This is a genomic window from Microbacterium sp. AC132 (assembly GCF_979258525.1).
Genome location: NZ_OZ409862.1, coordinates 1,483,932 through 1,500,222, shown reverse-complemented (window position 1 = coordinate 1,500,222; position 16,291 = coordinate 1,483,932). Strand labels below are relative to the sequence as shown.

Here is a 16,291-nt window from a genome sequence, read left to right as displayed (position 1 = left end):
GCGGGTCAGGGCGTGGGGACGGATGCGAAGATCTGGTCGATGATCTCCTCGCTGCGGATGCCCTCGGCGTCGGCCTCGAACGTCAGCAGCACGCGGTGTCGCAGCACGAGGTGGCGCAGCGAGCGGATGTCCTCGGGGATCACGTGGCCGCGGCCGTTGAGCAGCGCCAGCGCCCGCGACGCCTGCAGGAACGCGATGCTCGCACGCGGGCTCGCGCCGTACTTGATGAAGCGCGCGCGCTCCTCGCCGATGTACGGGGCGGGGTTCCGCGTGACGTAGGCGATCGAGACGATGTAGTTGCGGATCGCGGGGTCGACGTAGATGCGGCTCGCGACGTCCTGCAGCATGTGCACGTCGTCGAGGCTGATGGCGCTCGAGACGTGACGGTCGGGATCGAGCACTCCCGAGTCGATGCGGCCGAGGATCTCGAACTCCTCGGCGGGACTGGGGTACTCGACGATCTCCTTGAGCAGGAAGCGGTCCATCTGCGCCTCGGGCAGCTCGTAGGTGCCCTCCTGCTCGATGGGGTTCTGCGTCGCGATCACCAGGAACGGCTTGGGCAGGTGGTGGACCTCGCCGCCGATCGTGGTCTGGTGCTCCTGCATGGCCTCGAGCATGGCGCTCTGGGTCTTGGCGCTCGAGCGGTTGATCTCGTCGAGCAGCACGAAGTTCGCGTGCACCGGTCCGAGCACGGTGCGGAACGACCCGGTCGCCGCGTCGTAGATCTGGTTGCCCGTGATGTCGCTGGGCAGCAGGTCGGGGGTGCACTGGATGCGCTTGAACTGCGCCCTCACGGTGTCGGCGAGGGTGCTGGCCGCGGTGGTCTTCGCCAGACCCGGAACGCTCTCGAGCAGGATGTGCCCGCCCGCGATCAGCGAGATCAGCAGGCTCATGCGCAGACGCTCCTGGCCGACCATCTTGGCCGAGTACGCGTCGGACACGGTCTTCAGCACGGCGCTCGCGCGCTGGAGCTCGGCGTCCGTCGGCGCTTCGGACTTCCTGCTCGCCGACGGGGAGGCCGCGGGGGCCGCGGGGGCCGACGATTCGGAGCGGGTCGCGGGAGCGGGAGGAGCCGGTGCGGCGGCCTGGGCGGAGGGCGCAGGCGGAGGCGGCGGCGTCGAACCTGCGGAGGGGCCGGGCGCGTAGGGCTCGTTCATCGGTGTGTCTCCTCGTTCCCACGGGGGACGCGTCGACGACCCCCCGTCGACCAGCGTAACCGCATCGGCCGGCGCGGCTCCGGCCCCGGCGCGGATGGCGCGGCGGCGGGCCACGCAGGGGGGACGGCATCCGTGACTCGACATCATGGGATCTGATCCGGCCCGACGCGTATATCGGCGGAGCGACGGACGCGTGCTTAGCTGAGAGCTCGATCTTCGGATGATGCGGGAACGATGAAGCAGCCCAGAACGATGCCGCGCAGTGCGCTCGAGTACTCGATCGGACGACCGTTGTGGGTGGCCGTGGTCGTGCTGAACGTGATCCTCGCGGCCGTCGCCACCTCTGCTTGCGCCTGGGCGTACCTGCACGACACCGGGTCCATGCGATCCATGATCGGCGTGCTCATCGCTGTCCCTTCGCTGTGGTGGGTGATCGCGGTGACACTCTGGCTCACCACGCTCTCTCGCCGGCGCGTCAGCGCGGAGGACATCAGTCGGGCGAGTGCGAGCGTCCCCGGGGGCATCCTCCTTCCCGGATCGAAGCTCGTGCCCGCGATGACGCTGGTCGCGGCGCTCGCCGCCGCGTCGACCTTCGCGGTCGTGGTGGCGACCGTCAGCGGTGTGTGGCGCATCGTCTGGGCACTGGTCGCCGTGCTGCTGCTGGGTCCTGTCGTCAGTCACCTGATCTCACTGCGGCAGCCTCGGCGACTGTTCCTGCATCCCCGCGGACTCGGATCCGCGACCTTCCACCTGGATGCCGAAGTGCACTGGGACGACATCCAGAGCATCGACCTCGGCGTCGGCATGAACAACTCGATGGTTCTGAAGGTGGGTGTTCGTCCTGACGCCCAGAGCTATCGGGAACGGTGGCGTCATCCTTTCTCACGCAGGCGCGGCGTGATCGACATCGACCCGGCAGCGCTGGGGCTGGACGGGACACTGCTCTGGCTCGCCCTTCGTCTCTACGTACTCGAACCATCGACGCGGGAGGAGCTTCGCGGTGACCGTGTTCCGACTCGCCTCCTCGATCCGCGCGAGGCCCTGGCCACGACTCCTCAGCACGTGAGCGATGCGGTGCTCGCGACGTTCAGGCCCGAGGGCGGAACCCGATAGCCGCAGCGTGAGCCGCTCCGCCTCGGGGCAGGCTTCTCGCCGCATCATCCTCGGGCGCGCGGGGACTCCTCGACGTGCGTCGTGTCGGCGACGTCCTGAGGGGCGCCGCGCTTGCGGCCCACCCAGATGACCACGCAGGCCACGCCGATGATGGCGATGGCGATGCCGACGATGTAGCCGGCGACCCCGAGATAGCCGCCCGGCACGATGTGGGGGTTGAGGAACGGGTACGGATACCACCAGGCCTCGCCGGTGGCGGGGGCGACGATGAGATTCGCCCGGATCATCGTGTAGACGACCCACACGATGGGGAAGATCGTCGCTATCGCCACGGTACGCCAGCGCAGCGCGCGCCGCCGCGGAGCGAACAGCAGGTCGACCAGCAGGAACAACGGGAAGACGACGTGCAGCACCTCGTTCGACCAGGGGACCGTGACGCCCTGGGGCAGTTCGACGCCGCGGAGCAGGGTGTTGTAGACGATGCCCGTGACGATCATGTACGTGCTGACGCAGACGAGGAGGACAGCGAGCCAGCCGGGCTCCCGCTCCTCGTCGTGACGGTGGCGCAGCGCCCAGACCGCGGCGACGATCAGCACGATGGCCGCGAGCAGGTTCGACAGGATCGTGAAGAAGCTGAGGAAGTTCGCCGCGACCGTCGGCAGGTGCTGGCCCCACTCGGTGGTGGCCGCGAGAGCGTTCTCGACGCTGCGTGCGAGCTGGGCGATGATCGCCGCGAGTCCGAGCGCTGCTGCTGCCAGTCGGGCGTAGGGCCACCAGGTCGTCATTTCGCCTCCGCGCACACTTTATCGGTCAGTATGCCGGTTGACGCTAGCCTCGATGCCGTCACGTCACGCGGCGCGGCGTCCCCACTTCATCCGTGTCACGAGCACCCCGAGCAGGCACAGTGCACCGCCGACGAACATGAGCGGGGTCGGCACCTCACCGAGGATCGCCCACGACATGAGGATCGCGATCGCGGGCACGACATAGGTCGTCGCCGACGTCTGGCCGGCCGTGCTGCGCTGCAGGACGTACGCCCAGGTGGTGAACGCGACCGCCGTCGGGAAGATGCCGAGATACACCACCCATAGCGTCGAGCCGAGCGGGGCCGTCTGCAGTGCTCCGACCAGGCTGCCTGCCCACGGGAGCAGCGCGACCGTGCCGGCCACCGCGCCGAGGAACGTCAGCGTGGTCGCGTCGGACCCCGCGCTGAGCAGATGCTTCTGCAGCAGAGTGCATCCCGCGTACATCACTGCCGCGAGCAGCGCGAGCAGCAGCCCGGTGATGTCGGGACCCTCGCTCGTCGACGAGTTCATGCCGATCAGGACGACACCGAGGAAGGCGATCGGCGCGCCGATGATCAGCGGCTTCGGAAAGCCCTCACGCAGGAAGAGCCCGCTGAAGACCACCACCATGAGCGGCGCGAGGTTGACCACCATCGCGGCCGTGCCGGCATCGAGCGTGCGCTCGGCGGCATTGAGGGCCAGGTTGTAGACGCAGAACCACCCGACGCCCCAGACCGCGACGAGCCACCAGTGCCTCCGGTCGGGAAGACGGATGCCGTGGCGCACCGCGATGATCGCGAGCACGGCGCTTCCTACAGCCATGCGCAGCAGCGCCAGCGCGCCCGGGTCGAAGTGCGGACCGGCGCCGCGGATGCCGATGAACGCCGAGGCCCACAGCACCACCGTCACCAGTGCGGCGACAAGCACGAGCGGACCCTGTGGGCGGGGCTTCGCGGGGTTCAGGCTGTCGTCGCGACGCACGCGACCGGTCTTCGGCATCCTTCGATCCTGGCACCGGCCACCGACATCGGCGATGCGCCCGAGCGACAGCATCCGCTCGTTTTCCGCCACGGGTCGCTGCAGTCCGTTCGAGAGCGTCCGCCGCCCACAGCCCGGAGGGTCGGCGAACGACCTTCGATAGGATGGAGCCGCCCGAAGAGGGCCAGCTCATCAGCCGGTGCAAACCCGGCGAAAGCAAGGGGGATACCCATGCCAGGAATCGTTATCGTCGGCGTCCAGTGGGGCGATGAGGGCAAGGGCAAGGCCACCGACCTGCTCGGCGAGCGCACCGACTGGGTCGTCAAGTTCAACGGCGGCAACAACGCGGGCCACACCGTCGTGGTCGGCAATGAGAAGTACGCACTGCACCTGCTGCCGTCCGGCATCCTGTCGCCGGGCGTCACGCCGGTGATCGGCAACGGCGTCGTGATCGACCTCGAGGTGCTCTTCAGCGAGCTCGAGGCGCTCGGCGGCCGCGGCATCGACGTCTCCCGTCTGAAGGTGAGCGCCAACGCGCACATCATCACCCAGTACCACCGCACTCTCGACAAGGTCACCGAGCGCTTCCTCGGCAAGCGCATGATCGGCACGACCGGCCGTGGCATCGGCCCCGCCTACGCGGACAAGATCAACCGCGTCGGCATCCGCGTGCAGGACCTCTTCGACGAGAACATCCTGCGCCAGAAGGTCGAAGGCGCCCTCGACCAGAAGAACCACCTGCTGGTGAAGATCTTCAACCGTCGCGCGATCACCGCCGACGAGGTCGTCGAAGACCTGCTCTCGTACGCCGAGCGCCTGCGGCCGATGGTCGCCGACACGGGATACCTGCTCGACGAGGCCCTGCGCCGCGACGAGGTGGTCGTGTTCGAGGGCGGTCAGGCCACCATGCTCGACGTCGACCACGGCACCTACCCGTTCGTCACGTCGTCGTCGGCCACGGCGGGCGGCGCGTCCACCGGATCGGGCGTCGGCCCCGGAGCGCTCGACCGCATCGTCGGCATCGTGAAGGCCTACACGACCCGTGTCGGCTCCGGTCCGTTCCCCACCGAGCTGTTCGACGAGCAGGGCGAGTGGCTGCGGTCGCGCGGCTTCGAGTTCGGCACCACCACGGGCCGTCCGCGCCGGGTCGGCTGGTACGACGCCCCGATCACCCGCTACGCGACGCGTGTGAACGGCATCACCGATCTCGTCCTCACCAAGCTCGACATCCTCACCGGACTCGAGCAGATCCCGGTCTGCGTCGCATACGACGTCGACGGTCGGCGCTTCGACGAGGTGCCGGTCAACCAGACCGACTTCCACCACGCGACGCCGATCCTCGAGTACTTCCCGGGGTGGAGCGAGGACATCTCGACGGCACGCACGTTCGACGACCTGCCGAAGAACGCGCAGGACTACGTCATCGCGCTCGAGGGCATGAGCAACACGCGCATCTCCGTCATCGGCGTCGGCCCCGAGCGCGACCAGGTCATCGTGCGTCACGACCTGCTCGACTGAGGCTGACATGACCCGGTTCTGGCTCGGCGGGTACGGACCCGCGATGGACGGCTCGGCCGACGGCATCGGCCTGCTCGCGGGCGACGAGAGCGCGCCCACCGCACTCGAGTATCGGGGAGCGGTCACGCAGACCCCCTCCCCGTCGTGGTTGGCGCAGCATCCGTCGCTCGACGTCGTCTACGCGGCGCTCGAAGGGGATGCCGGAGTGCAGGCGTTCGCGCGCAGCGGTGACTCGACGCTGAAGCCGCTCGGTGAGCCGGTCGCCGCGGGCGACGGCGTCTGCCACGTGGCGGTCTCGTCGAGCGGATCGTTCCTCGTCGCGAGCTGCTACGGGGACGGCCGGGTCGTACGCATCGGCATCGACTCGCAGGGCCGCCTGGTGCCGGATGCCGTGAACAAGGCAGCCGAACTGCGTGCCGCTCTCCTCGGCGAGCCGCTCCAGGCGGCGCCTCCGGCGGGCGTCGCGGTCGCGGCATCCGATCCGTATCCCGGCGAGCTCACCGCGTCGGGTGAGGAGCGCGCATCGCACGCGCACTCGGCAGCCTTCCTCGCCGACGGGCGCATCGCGACCACCGATCTCGGCTTCGACCTGGTGCGGATCTGGCGACCCACCGGGGGAGGACTGGTGCTCGATCACGAGGTCGTGCTGCCCGTCGGCACCGGCCCCCGGCATATGGTCGTGCACCCCAGCGGCCACCTGCACGTGGTGACCGAGTACTCGTGCGAGGTGTTCACTCTCGGCGCCGGGCGCGACGGCACGTGGGCTGTCGTGTCGTCGGTGCTCGCGAGCCCGATCGCCGAGATCGGCGTGGACTTCCCCGCCGAACTCGCCCGCAGCCGTGACGCGCAGTTCCTCTACACGGCCCTGCGCGGCAGCAACACGATCGCCGCGCTCCGTGTGCGCGGGGGAGGCGAGGCTCTCGAGTCGATCGCCCTCGCCGACTCGGGCGTGGACTGGCCGCGTCATCACGTCGTGCACGAGGGCAAGCTGCTGGTCGCGGGGCAGCGCTCCGACACCGTCGCGCTGATCGACCTCGACGAGCGCACCGGCGCGCCGCTCGGCATCCGCCACCTCGCGCAGGCCCCGGCGCCGACGCACATCCTGCCGGTTCGCTGACGCGCCCGTCGTTCGCGGCTTGACCTCAACCATTGTTGGGGTTTTACGGTCGAACCTATGACTATCGACACGGGTGCGGTTCCGACCGCCAACGCCCGCACCGGCATCCTGAGCGGCACCTACGCATGGATCACGATCGGCGCGTGCGCGCTCGTGTTCCTCGGAGCGTTCGAGTCCCTGGCCGTCACGACGGTCATGCCGGCGGTGAGCGCCGACCTCGCCGGCGAGCGCCTCTACGCCCTCGCGTTCGCGGGTCCGCTCGCGACCGGTGTGATCGGCATGGCGGTTGCGGGCAACTGGGCGGATCGCCGGGGACCCGTTGCCCCCCTCTACGCGTCGGTGGCGCTGTTCGTCCTCGGTCTGGTCGTCGCCGGACTCGCGCCGAGCATGGAGGTGCTCGTCGCGGGACGCTTCGCACAGGGGCTCGGCAACGGCGGCCTGATGGTGGCGCTCTATGTGGTCGTCGCCCGCGTGTATCCACGCGAGCTGCATCCGGCGATCTTCGCGGGGTTCGCCGCAGCCTGGGTCGTGCCCTCGCTCATCGGGCCGACCGTGGCGGGTGCCGTCACCGAACTGTGGAGCTGGCACTGGGTCTTCCTCGGCGTCGTGTTCCTCGTGGTGCCGGCGCTGCTCATGGTCGTCCCCGCGCTCCGGGGCCTCGACGGCGACCGCGATGCGACGACGCCATGGGCCTTCGGGCGGATCGGTTGGTCGGTGCTCGCGGCGGTCGCCGTGCTCACGCTGAATCTGGTGGGCGATGTGCCGGGAGCGGGTCCTGTTCTCGCGGCAGTCGCGGTCGTCGTGGCGCTCGTCGCGGTTCGTGCGCTGTTGCCCGCGGGAACCCTCCGCGCCCGACGCGGCCTTCCCTCCGTGCTCCTCGTGCGAGGGCTCGCCGCCGCCGGATTCTTCGGCGCTCAGGTCTACATCCCCTACCTGCTGACCGACCGCTACGCGGTGTCGCCGACCATCGCGGGGCTCTCCCTCACCGGCGGGGCGCTGGCCTGGTCGGCGGCCGCCACCCTTCAGGGACGCTTGGGCGTCCGGCTCTCGAGTGCGGTGGCCGTGCGTGTCGGCACGGTCTTGGTCGTCGCAGGCGTCCTGCTGGCGCTCGTCGCCGCCGTGCTCGCCGCGCCGGTCGCCGTGATCATCGTCGCCTGGATCGTCGCCGGTGCGGGCATGGGGCTCATGAGCCCACGGACCAGCGCGCTGACGCTCGAGATGTCGGCACCCGAGAACCAGGGCTTCAACAGCTCGGCGATGACCGTCGCCGACTCGTTCGGCAGCGCGCTCGCGCTCGCGATCGCCGGGGTGCTGTTCACCGGCATCGCGGGGGTGGGCGACCCGTTCGTCGCGGTGTTCGCTTTCGCGGGGATCATCGCGCTCGCCGCGGCGGTGCTCGCTCCTCGGGTGGCGCCTCGGGGTGCCTGACCGGACGTTCACAACTCAGGTCGCAACGCGCCCGACGGCGCGTCGCGGAACAACCACCCCGTGACTCGACGTTGGACTTGAGCAAGACTGGGCGACGGAGAGGTGCACCCCATGACTGCTGAGAAGACCGACGACTACGACCTGATCGTGCTGGGCGGCGGGCCGGTGGGCGAGAACGTCGCCGACCGCGCCGTGCAGAACGGACTGACCGCGATCATCGTCGAGAGCGAGCTGGTCGGCGGTGAGTGCTCGTACTGGGCATGCATGCCGTCGAAGGCGCTGCTGCGTCCGGCCCAGGCGCTGCGAGCCGCGCAGAAGGTCAAGGGCTCGGCCGAGGCGGTGACGGGGTCGCTCGACGTGCGCGCGGTGTTCGACCGCCGCGACTCGTTCACGAGCAACTGGTCGGATGACGGACAGGTGAAGTGGCTCGACTCCGCCGGCATCGACCTCGCCCGCGGGCACGGTCGTCTGACGGGTGAGCGCGAGGTGACGGTGACGGATGCCGACGGCGGCACCCGCGTGCTCCGGGCCCGCCACGCCGTCGCGATCAGCACCGGATCGGATGCCGTGATCCCGCCCATCGAGGGCCTGCGCGACTCGTCCCCCTGGACCAGCCGCGAGGCGACCAGCGCAGAGGAGCTGCCCGAGTCGCTGGCCGTGATCGGCGGCGGGGTCGTGGCTGTCGAGATGGCCACGGCTTATGCGGCCCTCGGTTCGACGGTGACGATCATCGCCCGCAGCGGTCTGCTGGGTTCGATGGAGCCGTTCGCCGGGGAGCGCGTCGCGGCCGGGCTGAAGGAGCTCGGTGTCGACGTCCGCACCGACACCGGCACGACCAGCGTGACGCGAGGCGACGGGGGAGTCGAGATCGTGCTCGACGACGGGTCGACGGTCACCGCTGCCGAGGTCCTCGTGGCGACCGGGCGGTCTCCTCGCAGCGGCGACATCGGCCTCGACGTCGCCGGTCTCGAGCCCGGTCGCTGGATCACGGTCGACGACACGCTGCGTGTTCCCGGATCCGACTGGCTCTATGCGGTCGGCGATGTGAACGGTCGTGTGCTGCTCACGCACCAGGGCAAGTATCAGGCGCGAGCAGCGGGCGACGTGATCGCGGCGCGCGCCAAGGGCGAGGACGTCGACGATGCGGCCTGGGGTCGTCACGTCGCCACCGCGGACAGCGCGGGCGCCCCTCAGGTGACCTTCTCGTTCCCCGAGGTCGCCTCGGTCGGGCATACCGAGGCAGAGGCCCGCAAGGCCGGAACCGACGTCGCCGTCGTCGATTACGACCTGGGTTCTGTCGCCGGCGCGAGCCTCTATGAGGACGGCTTCGAGGGGCAGGCCCGCCTCGTGATCGACAAGGAGCGCGACGTGATCATCGGAGCGACCTTCGTCGGCCCCGAGGTCGCCGAGCTCGTGCAGACGGCCACGGTCGCGATCGTCGGCGAGGTGCCGATCGCCCGCCTGTGGCACGCCGTTCCGGCGTACCCGACGATCAGCGAGATCTGGCTGCGGCTGCTCGAGTCCTACGGGAGGGACTCGGCCTGAGCCCATCGGACGGATGCCGACGACGGACGCCGCGCGGCCCATCCGTTTCGGCATCCGCTCCGAACAACCGACGAGAGACTGGCGCGATCGGCGCGCCCGGAGCAGGATTGTTTCCCACATTGACGACCTCCGGCACAACCCCCGGCCGAATGTCGCACACGTCTTATACGCTCGAACACACATCCGAGGAGGCAGGACCATGAAGGCTGTACTCGCAGGAACCGTCATCGCCGAAGCCGACGAGAGCGATCTCGCGCGCATCGAGGGAAACTGGTATTTCCCGCCGGCATCCATCACGGAGGGCGTGCTCGTCGAGAGCCCCACTCCGTACACATGCCCGTGGAAGGGCGCCGCCCAGTACTTCTCCGTCCAGGCCGGTGGCGAGCTGCACACCGACTACGCCTGGTCTTATCCGACGCCGTATCCGAGCGCCTTCGACCGTGTGGGCAAGGACTTCTCGGGCTTCGTCGCCTTCGACCCGCGGGTCGAGGTCTCTGCATGACCTCTGTATGCCGCAGTCGAGGCGCTGATGCGCGCCTCGTCGATCGATCGACCGGAGAGTAGTAAATCGTGATCGAGTTCCGCAACGTCACCAAGCAGTTCCCCGATGGCACGACCGCCGTGAAGGACTTCAGCCTGGTGCTGCCGTCCCGCAAGACGACGGTGTTCGTCGGATCCTCGGGATGCGGCAAGACCACTCTGCTGCGCATGATCAACCGCATGGTCGAGCCGACCTCGGGCGAGGTCGAGATCGACGGCGAGAGCGTGCTCGGCGGCGACCCCGTCGCCCTGCGCCGCCGCATCGGCTACGTCATGCAGAACTCCGGCCTGATGCCCCACTTCACGGTGATCGACAACGTCGCCACCGTGCTGCGTCTGACTGGCGTGAAGAAGGGGCCGGCGCACGAGCGCGCGCGTGAGCTGCTCAAGACGGTCGGGCTCGACCAGTCACTCGCCGACCGGTATCCCAGTCAGCTCTCGGGCGGTCAGCAGCAGCGCGTCGGCGTGGCCCGCGGTCTTGCGGCGGATCCGAACATCCTGCTGATGGACGAGCCCTTCGGCGCCGTCGACCCGATCGTGCGCGCCGACCTGCAGCAGGAGACGCTGCGGTTGCAGCACGAACTCGACAAGACCGTCGTGTTCGTCACCCACGACATCGACGAGGCCTTCCTGCTCGGCGATCAGGTCGTGATCCTCGACAAGGGCGCGCGCATCGTGCAGGTGGGCAGCCCGAGCGAGATCATCGAGAACCCGGCAGACGACTTCGTCGCCTCGTTCATCGGAGCCGACCGTGGGCGTCGGGCCCTCCACCTCAAAGAGACCCCGCACGGCACCGTCGTGGTCGACTCCGAGGGGCGCACGCAGGGTGCGATCGTCGCGGCGGCCGAGACGTCCGACGGCCCTCTTGCGGGGCCGGATGCCGCCGCTCTCGGCGCTGTGCAGGGCGAGGGCGCGTGAACTGGGTCACCGACAACCTCGGGTTGATCCTCGATCTGACTCTGGTGCATCTGCGTCAGAGCATCATCCCGATCGTGCTCGGTTTCGTGCTGTCGCTCCCGCTCGGCTGGGTCGCGTGGCGTTTCCGGCTGGTGCGCGGCCCGATCATCGTGCTCACCGGTCTGCTCTACACGATCCCGTCGCTCGCGCTGCTCATCCTGCTGCCCTCGGTCGCCGGGTATTCGGCCCGGAGCGAGTCGAATCTCGTCATCGCACTCACGATCTATGCGATCGCGATCCTGGTGCGCGCGGTCTCCGACGGTCTCGATTCGGTCGATGACGATGTGCGCCAGGCGGCGACGGCGACGGGCTTCGCCGCCTTCCGCAGATTCTGGGCGGTGGAGTTCCCGCTCGCCGGTCCGGTGATCCTCGCCGGACTCCGCGTGACGGCCGTCAGCACCATCTCGCTCGCCACGGTCGGCATCCTGATCGGCGTGACCAACCTCGGCTACCTGTTCACGAACGGCCTCGACCGGCGCATCATCGCCGAGGTGTTCGCGGGCGTCGTCGCCGTGGTCATCATCGCCCTCGTGATCGATCTGATCCTGCTGCTGATCGGTCGCGCGCTGATGCCGTGGACGCGCGCCACCTCGAAGAAGGTCGCGCCTCGGCCGATCGCGCTGGGAGCCCCGGCATGAACCTCTTCGCCGAGGCCTTCGCCTGGATGCTCGCTCCCGAGCAGTGGACGGGAAACTACGCGCTGCCCAAGCTGCTGGCCGAGCATCTCGCCCTGACGGTGATCTCGGTGCTGATCGCCGCGGTGATCGCGGTGCCGATCGGCTGGCTGATCGGCCACACGGGCAAGGGGCGCGAGGTCGCGGTCGCGATCTCCGGCGCGGCGCGAGCGATTCCCGCGTTCGGCCTGATGATCCTGCTCGTCCTCCTGCTCGGCGTGCTGCGCGTGCCGCAGGCGGCCATCATCACCTTCGTTCTGCTCGCGATCCCCTCGCTGCTCGCCGGCGCGTACACGGGGCTCGAGGCGATCGACCGCCGCGTGATCGATTCGGCCAAGGCGATGGGGATGACCGGCTGGCAGATCTTCTGGAAGGTCGAGGTGCCGCTCGGACTGCCTCTGCTCGTCGGCGGCCTCCGCTCAGCCCTCCTTCAGGTCATCGCGACCGTCACGATCGCCGCCTACGTGAATCTCGGCGGCCTCGGCTGGCCGATCATCCAGGGCATTCCCCTGCAGAAGTTCGATCAGGTGCTGGCCGGGGCGATCCTCGTGGCCACACTGGCGCTGATCGTCGACCTGATCCTCGCCGCAGCCCAGCACGCCGCGGTGCCGGCGGGGCTCCGTGCCGGCCGTCCCACCCGTCGCCGGTCGCGCGACCTCGCTCCCGCCGCGGCTCCGGCCACGGCCTGATCGCGCACCGGCTCCTCCGTCCCTACCGCGCAGTTCCACACAGCAGCAGTCCCCCACAGCAGTTCCAGAAAAGAGGAAGTCCATGTTCACAGCACGAGGCAAGCGCTCTGTCTTCGCCGTCGGTCTTGTCGCCGCGGCTGCACTCGCCCTGTCCGCCTGCTCGTCGAGCAACCCGCTCGACGAGCCGTCCGACTCCGGTGAGAGCTCGGGCAGCGGCGACACGATCGTCGTCGGCTCGCAGGCGTACTACTCCAACGAGATCATCGCCGAGATCTACGCCCAGGCGCTCGAGGCCGCCGGCTTCGACGTCGAGAAGCAGCTCAGCATCGGCCAGCGTGACGCGTACATGCCGGATGTCGAGTCGGGCGACATCGACGTCTTCCCCGAGTACACGGGCAGCCTGCTCGAGTACATCTCGGATGACGAGGTCGACGTCACGAGCCCTGACGACGTCTACGCGGCGCTGCAGGAGGCCCTTCCCGAGAGCCTGACCGCTCTCGACTTCGCCGAGGCGACCGATCAGGACTCCTACACGGTGCTGAAGAGCTTCGCCGAGGAGAACGACCTGAAGACGATCGGCGACCTCTCGAAGGTGACCTCCGAGGTCACGATCGGTGCGGCTCCGGAGTTCGAGCAGCGTCCGTACAGCCCGGCCAAGGCCAAAGAGGTCTACGGCGTCGACCTGACGTTCTCGGCCACCGGCCCGACCACGCTCGAGTCGCTGCTCGCCGGGCAGATCCAGGTCGCCGACATCTACACCGCCGACCCGGCTTTCGAGACCGAGGAGATCGTCGCTCTCGAAGACCCCGAGAACCTGATCATCTCGTCGAACGTCGTGCCGATCGTCTCGAGCGACATCGCCGACGACGTCTCCGATGTCCTCAACGCCATCAGCGCCAAGCTGACCGGCGAGGAGCTCGTCGCCCTCAACGTGCTCAGCACGGTCGAGGAGCAGTCCTCCGCGGACATCGCGAAGAAGTGGCTCGCTGACAACGACCTCGTCTGATCCGAGTCGTCCTCACAGAAGTGCCCGGCCCCTCAGGGGGCCGGGCACTTCTGCGTCCAGGGACTGCCTAGACCCTGGCGTCCTGCCGGGGTATCAGCACCTGCTTGATCACGATGAGGATGGATGCCGCGACCGGCACCGCCACGAGAGCGCCGAGCAGTCCGAGCAGCGTGCCGCCGGCGAGGGCGCCGATCACGACGAGGGCACCCGGAACGGCGACGGCCTTGTTCATGACGCGCGGGGTGATGACGTAGGCCTCGATCTGCATGTACACGAGGTAGATGAGGGCGAAGACGAGCGCTGCCACGGGGTTCGTGAACAGGGCGAGGCTCGTGCCGATGATCCAGAAGATCACCGATCCGACGAGCGGGATCAGCGTGATGCAGAAGGCGACGGTCGCCATGAGCGGCGGGAAAGGCAGGCCCAGGAACAGATAGAGCAGGAAAGCGAGCACGGCGTTGCAGAACGCGAGCACGACCATTCCCATCACGTAGGCGCCTACGGAATCGGTGATCTGCTCGGTGATGTCGCTTGCGCGAGCGCGGTCACGTGCGGGAGCGAGACGGAGCATCCCCGACTTGATCGACGGCAGCGTCGCGACGAAGTAGAGCGTGAGCACGAGCACCACGATGATGCCCGAGATGGCGTTGGCGATCGAGGCGCCGACCTGCAGCGCTCCTCCGCCGATCGCGGCGATGTTTCCCGGGTCGGTGAGGAACGTCTGCACATCGGCGACGAGGTCCTGGAACTGGTCGCCGAACTGGGCGTCGAGCGTCGCGTAGATGTCGCTGCGGGTGAACTCCTGGATCATCCCCGGCACCGACCGCACGAAGCTCGCGACCTGGTCGATCACGACCGGCAGAACCATCCACACGACGAGACCCGCCACGACCACGAGCCCGAGGATCGCGACGACCACCGAGATGGCGCGAGACAGCCCGCGCCGCTCGAGGAAGCGCACGGTGGGGTCGAGGCCCAGGGCGGCGAACAGTGCCAGGGCGATGTAGATGAGCACGGTCGACAGGTTCGCGACGGCCAGACCGAGCACGATGGCGGCGAGGCCGCCGATCGTCACCAGGAATCCGAACACGAAAGGCCGGTCGATGCGCGTCCAGAACGAGCGGCTCGGAGTCATCGGCTCGACGACCCCGTGATGAACTGCCGGCGACGTCTTCGGGGTGTGGGGGGAGATCGCCGGAACGGCGGTGTCTCCTGCGGGGGAGCTCGCGGACCCCGGGGTGTCGGCGGATGCTTCGGTGATCGACGCTGCGACGTCGGGTGCCGAGGAGGGTTCGGATGCGGCAGCAGACGCGCTCTTCGACGGGTCCTGCTCTTCTCGGCTCATGTGCTCACGATAGCGGCCGAGCGCGGGTCCATCCGGGAGGCATCCCCCTTCAGGGTGGGGTCGTTCTGCCGCGTGTTTCCGTAGAGTAGGGGGCATGACCGCCGCCGAAGACCCCCGAGCTGAACTCCTCCGACTGCGTTCGAGCATCGACAATATCGACGCCGCACTCATCTTCATGCTCGCCGAGCGCTTCCGCGCCACGCAGCAGGTCGGTCAGCTCAAAGCCGAGCACGAGATGCCGGCATCCGATCCCGGTCGCGAGGAGCAGCAGGTCGCGCGGCTCAAGGCACTCGCCGAGCAGGCGCATCTCGATCCGGAGTTCGCCGAGAAGTGGTTCAACTTCGTCGTGGCCGAAGTGATCCGCCATCACACCGAAGCCGCCGAAGGACGATGATCCGGCCTTCCGAGCGAGTGACGGTGTGTGCAGCACTCACTCGCCCGGGGACCGAACTAAGTTTATTGAATAAACTATGACCGAGGGTACGCAGAACCACCAGGTCTGTCAACTGATTCCTGCACCGGGACCGGCACCATGCTGAACGGCGATGACGCACTCGACACCCAGGCCTCGGTCCGCCGCGCGAACCTGCGCCGGGCGCTGCAGCTGGTCTTCCGCAACCCGGGCTCCGAGACCCGGGCGGGGATCGCCCGAGCCACCGGCCTCACTGCGGCGACGGCCTCGTCGCTGGTCGCCGAGCTCATCGAGCTGCAGCTGGTCGTCGACGGCGAGCAGGCCGCCAGCACGGGCGGCAAACGAGCGACCACGCTGAGCATCGAGGCCGAGCATCACGTCATCCTGGTGCTCGTGATCCGACCGACCGATGCGCGCATCGCTCTGGTCGCGCTCGACGGCACCGAGGTCGAGACACGGCGAGTCGCGTTCTCCGATGAATCGCGGGTGCGAATGCTCGACGCTGCGCTGACGGAGATCGCCGCCGAGTACGCCGGACGGCTGCTCGTCGCGGGCGTGCAGCTTCCCGGGACGACAGACGGCCGCCGCGTGTTCGAGAGCGTGCAGCTCGGATGGACCGACGTGCCGCTCGCCGAGCGCTTCGAGCGCCTGCTCTCGGTTCCCGTCCTTCTCGTGAACGACGTCGATGCCGAGGCGATCGCCGAAGCGGCCCGAGAGGATGAGTCGTCCGGATACCGGCTGTTCATCCACATCGGCACCGGGATCGGTGCGGCGGTGACTCTCGACGGCGAGCTCGCACCGGGCCCACGCGATCGCGCGGGCGAGATCGGTCACGTCCAGGTGCAGTTCGGCGAGGATGCGCGCGCGTGTCGCTGCGGACGCCAGGGATGCCTGGAATCGGCGTCGTCGATGACGGCGATGCTGGGCGATGACTTCGATGACGCCATGGATGACGAGGCGATCACCGCGCTGGCCGCGTCTGCCGATGAAGAGAAGCTGGCTGAGGGCGCACGCGCACTCGCGCGCA

15 protein-coding genes and 1 pseudogene are annotated in these 16,291 nt (G+C 68.8%); 12 read left to right on the top strand and 4 right to left on the bottom strand.

Going from position 1 to position 16,291, the window contains the following annotated elements; translation table 11 throughout:
* Positions 1–5: 5 nt before the first annotated feature.
* Complete coding sequence (locus tag ACZZZQ_RS07010) at positions 6–1,157, bottom strand: AAA family ATPase (RefSeq protein WP_295101499.1); 1,152 nt, start codon at positions 1,155–1,157, stop codon at positions 6–8.
* Between the two features lie 234 nt (positions 1,158–1,391).
* Between ACZZZQ_RS07010 and ACZZZQ_RS07005 the strand changes: the two genes are divergently transcribed.
* Positions 1,392–2,270 (top strand): hypothetical protein, encoded by an 879-nt coding sequence (locus tag ACZZZQ_RS07005; protein WP_463507217.1) that lies wholly within the window; start codon positions 1,392–1,394, stop codon positions 2,268–2,270.
* 44 nt (positions 2,271–2,314) lie between these two features.
* Here the strand turns inward: ACZZZQ_RS07005 and ACZZZQ_RS07000 are convergent, their stop codons facing one another.
* Together ACZZZQ_RS07000 and ACZZZQ_RS06995 are read right to left on the bottom strand one after the other, a co-directional pair.
* Positions 2,315–3,055: a Pr6Pr family membrane protein gene (locus ACZZZQ_RS07000; RefSeq protein WP_056275876.1), complete on the bottom strand. Its 741-nt coding sequence runs from the start codon at positions 3,053–3,055 to the stop codon at positions 2,315–2,317.
* Between the two features lie 63 nt (positions 3,056–3,118).
* Entirely contained in the window at positions 3,119–4,054 is a 936-nt protein-coding gene (locus ACZZZQ_RS06995; protein ID WP_463507216.1) for a DMT family transporter, read from the bottom strand.
* A gap of 210 nt (positions 4,055–4,264) precedes the next feature.
* Here ACZZZQ_RS06995 and ACZZZQ_RS06990 point away from each other — a divergent pair, with 210 nt between their 5' ends.
* The 9 genes from ACZZZQ_RS06990 (at position 4,265) to ACZZZQ_RS06950 (ending at position 13,507) form a co-directional block, all read left to right on the top strand.
* Complete coding sequence (locus ACZZZQ_RS06990; RefSeq protein WP_056275880.1) at positions 4,265–5,551, top strand: adenylosuccinate synthase; 1,287 nt, start codon at positions 4,265–4,267, stop codon at positions 5,549–5,551.
* Positions 5,552–5,558: 7 nt separating this feature from the next.
* On the top strand, positions 5,559–6,668 hold the full coding sequence (locus ACZZZQ_RS06985; protein ID WP_431738908.1) for a lactonase family protein: 1,110 nt from the start codon (positions 5,559–5,561) through the stop codon (positions 6,666–6,668).
* Between the two features lie 57 nt (positions 6,669–6,725).
* Positions 6,726–8,096 carry an MFS transporter gene (locus tag ACZZZQ_RS06980; protein ID WP_463507215.1) on the top strand — a complete coding sequence of 457 codons (1,371 nt, stop codon included), beginning with the start codon at positions 6,726–6,728 and terminating at the stop codon, positions 8,094–8,096.
* Between the two features lie 111 nt (positions 8,097–8,207).
* Positions 8,208–9,641, top strand: coding sequence for a dihydrolipoyl dehydrogenase family protein (locus ACZZZQ_RS06975; RefSeq protein ID WP_463507214.1), 1,434 nt, complete (start codon positions 8,208–8,210; stop codon positions 9,639–9,641).
* Positions 9,642–9,840: 199 nt separating this feature from the next.
* A complete protein-coding gene (locus ACZZZQ_RS06970; protein ID WP_056275888.1) occupies positions 9,841–10,143 on the top strand; it encodes a DUF427 domain-containing protein in 303 nt (100 codons plus the stop codon).
* 68 nt (positions 10,144–10,211) lie between these two features.
* Positions 10,212–11,099 (top strand): ABC transporter ATP-binding protein, encoded by an 888-nt coding sequence (locus ACZZZQ_RS06965; protein ID WP_053098339.1) that lies wholly within the window; start codon positions 10,212–10,214, stop codon positions 11,097–11,099.
* Positions 11,096–11,776, top strand: coding sequence for an ABC transporter permease (locus ACZZZQ_RS06960; protein ID WP_463507213.1), 681 nt, complete (start codon positions 11,096–11,098; stop codon positions 11,774–11,776). Before ACZZZQ_RS06965 ends, ACZZZQ_RS06960 begins: the two co-directional genes overlap by 4 nt.
* Positions 11,773–12,501 (top strand): ABC transporter permease, encoded by a 729-nt coding sequence (locus tag ACZZZQ_RS06955; RefSeq protein WP_463507212.1) that lies wholly within the window; start codon positions 11,773–11,775, stop codon positions 12,499–12,501. The genes ACZZZQ_RS06960 and ACZZZQ_RS06955 overlap by 4 nt, the downstream gene beginning before the upstream one ends.
* An 82-nt stretch (positions 12,502–12,583) precedes the next feature.
* Positions 12,584–13,507, top strand: coding sequence for an ABC transporter substrate-binding protein (locus ACZZZQ_RS06950; protein ID WP_056275893.1), 924 nt, complete (start codon positions 12,584–12,586; stop codon positions 13,505–13,507).
* 67 nt (positions 13,508–13,574) lie between these two features.
* Here ACZZZQ_RS06950 and ACZZZQ_RS06945 read toward each other — a convergent pair whose 3' ends face one another.
* Positions 13,575–14,852 (bottom strand): AI-2E family transporter, encoded by a 1,278-nt coding sequence (locus tag ACZZZQ_RS06945; protein WP_463498298.1) that lies wholly within the window; start codon positions 14,850–14,852, stop codon positions 13,575–13,577.
* Positions 14,853–14,946: 94 nt separating this feature from the next.
* Between ACZZZQ_RS06945 and ACZZZQ_RS06940 the strand changes: the two genes are divergently transcribed.
* Together ACZZZQ_RS06940 and ACZZZQ_RS06935 are read left to right on the top strand one after the other, a co-directional pair.
* Complete coding sequence (locus ACZZZQ_RS06940) at positions 14,947–15,246, top strand: chorismate mutase (protein WP_053098343.1); 300 nt, start codon at positions 14,947–14,949, stop codon at positions 15,244–15,246.
* A gap of 138 nt (positions 15,247–15,384) precedes the next feature.
* Positions 15,385–16,287, top strand: a pseudogene (locus tag ACZZZQ_RS06935) (ROK family protein); the annotation flags it as partial.
* Between the last annotated feature and the right edge of the window lie 4 nt (positions 16,288–16,291).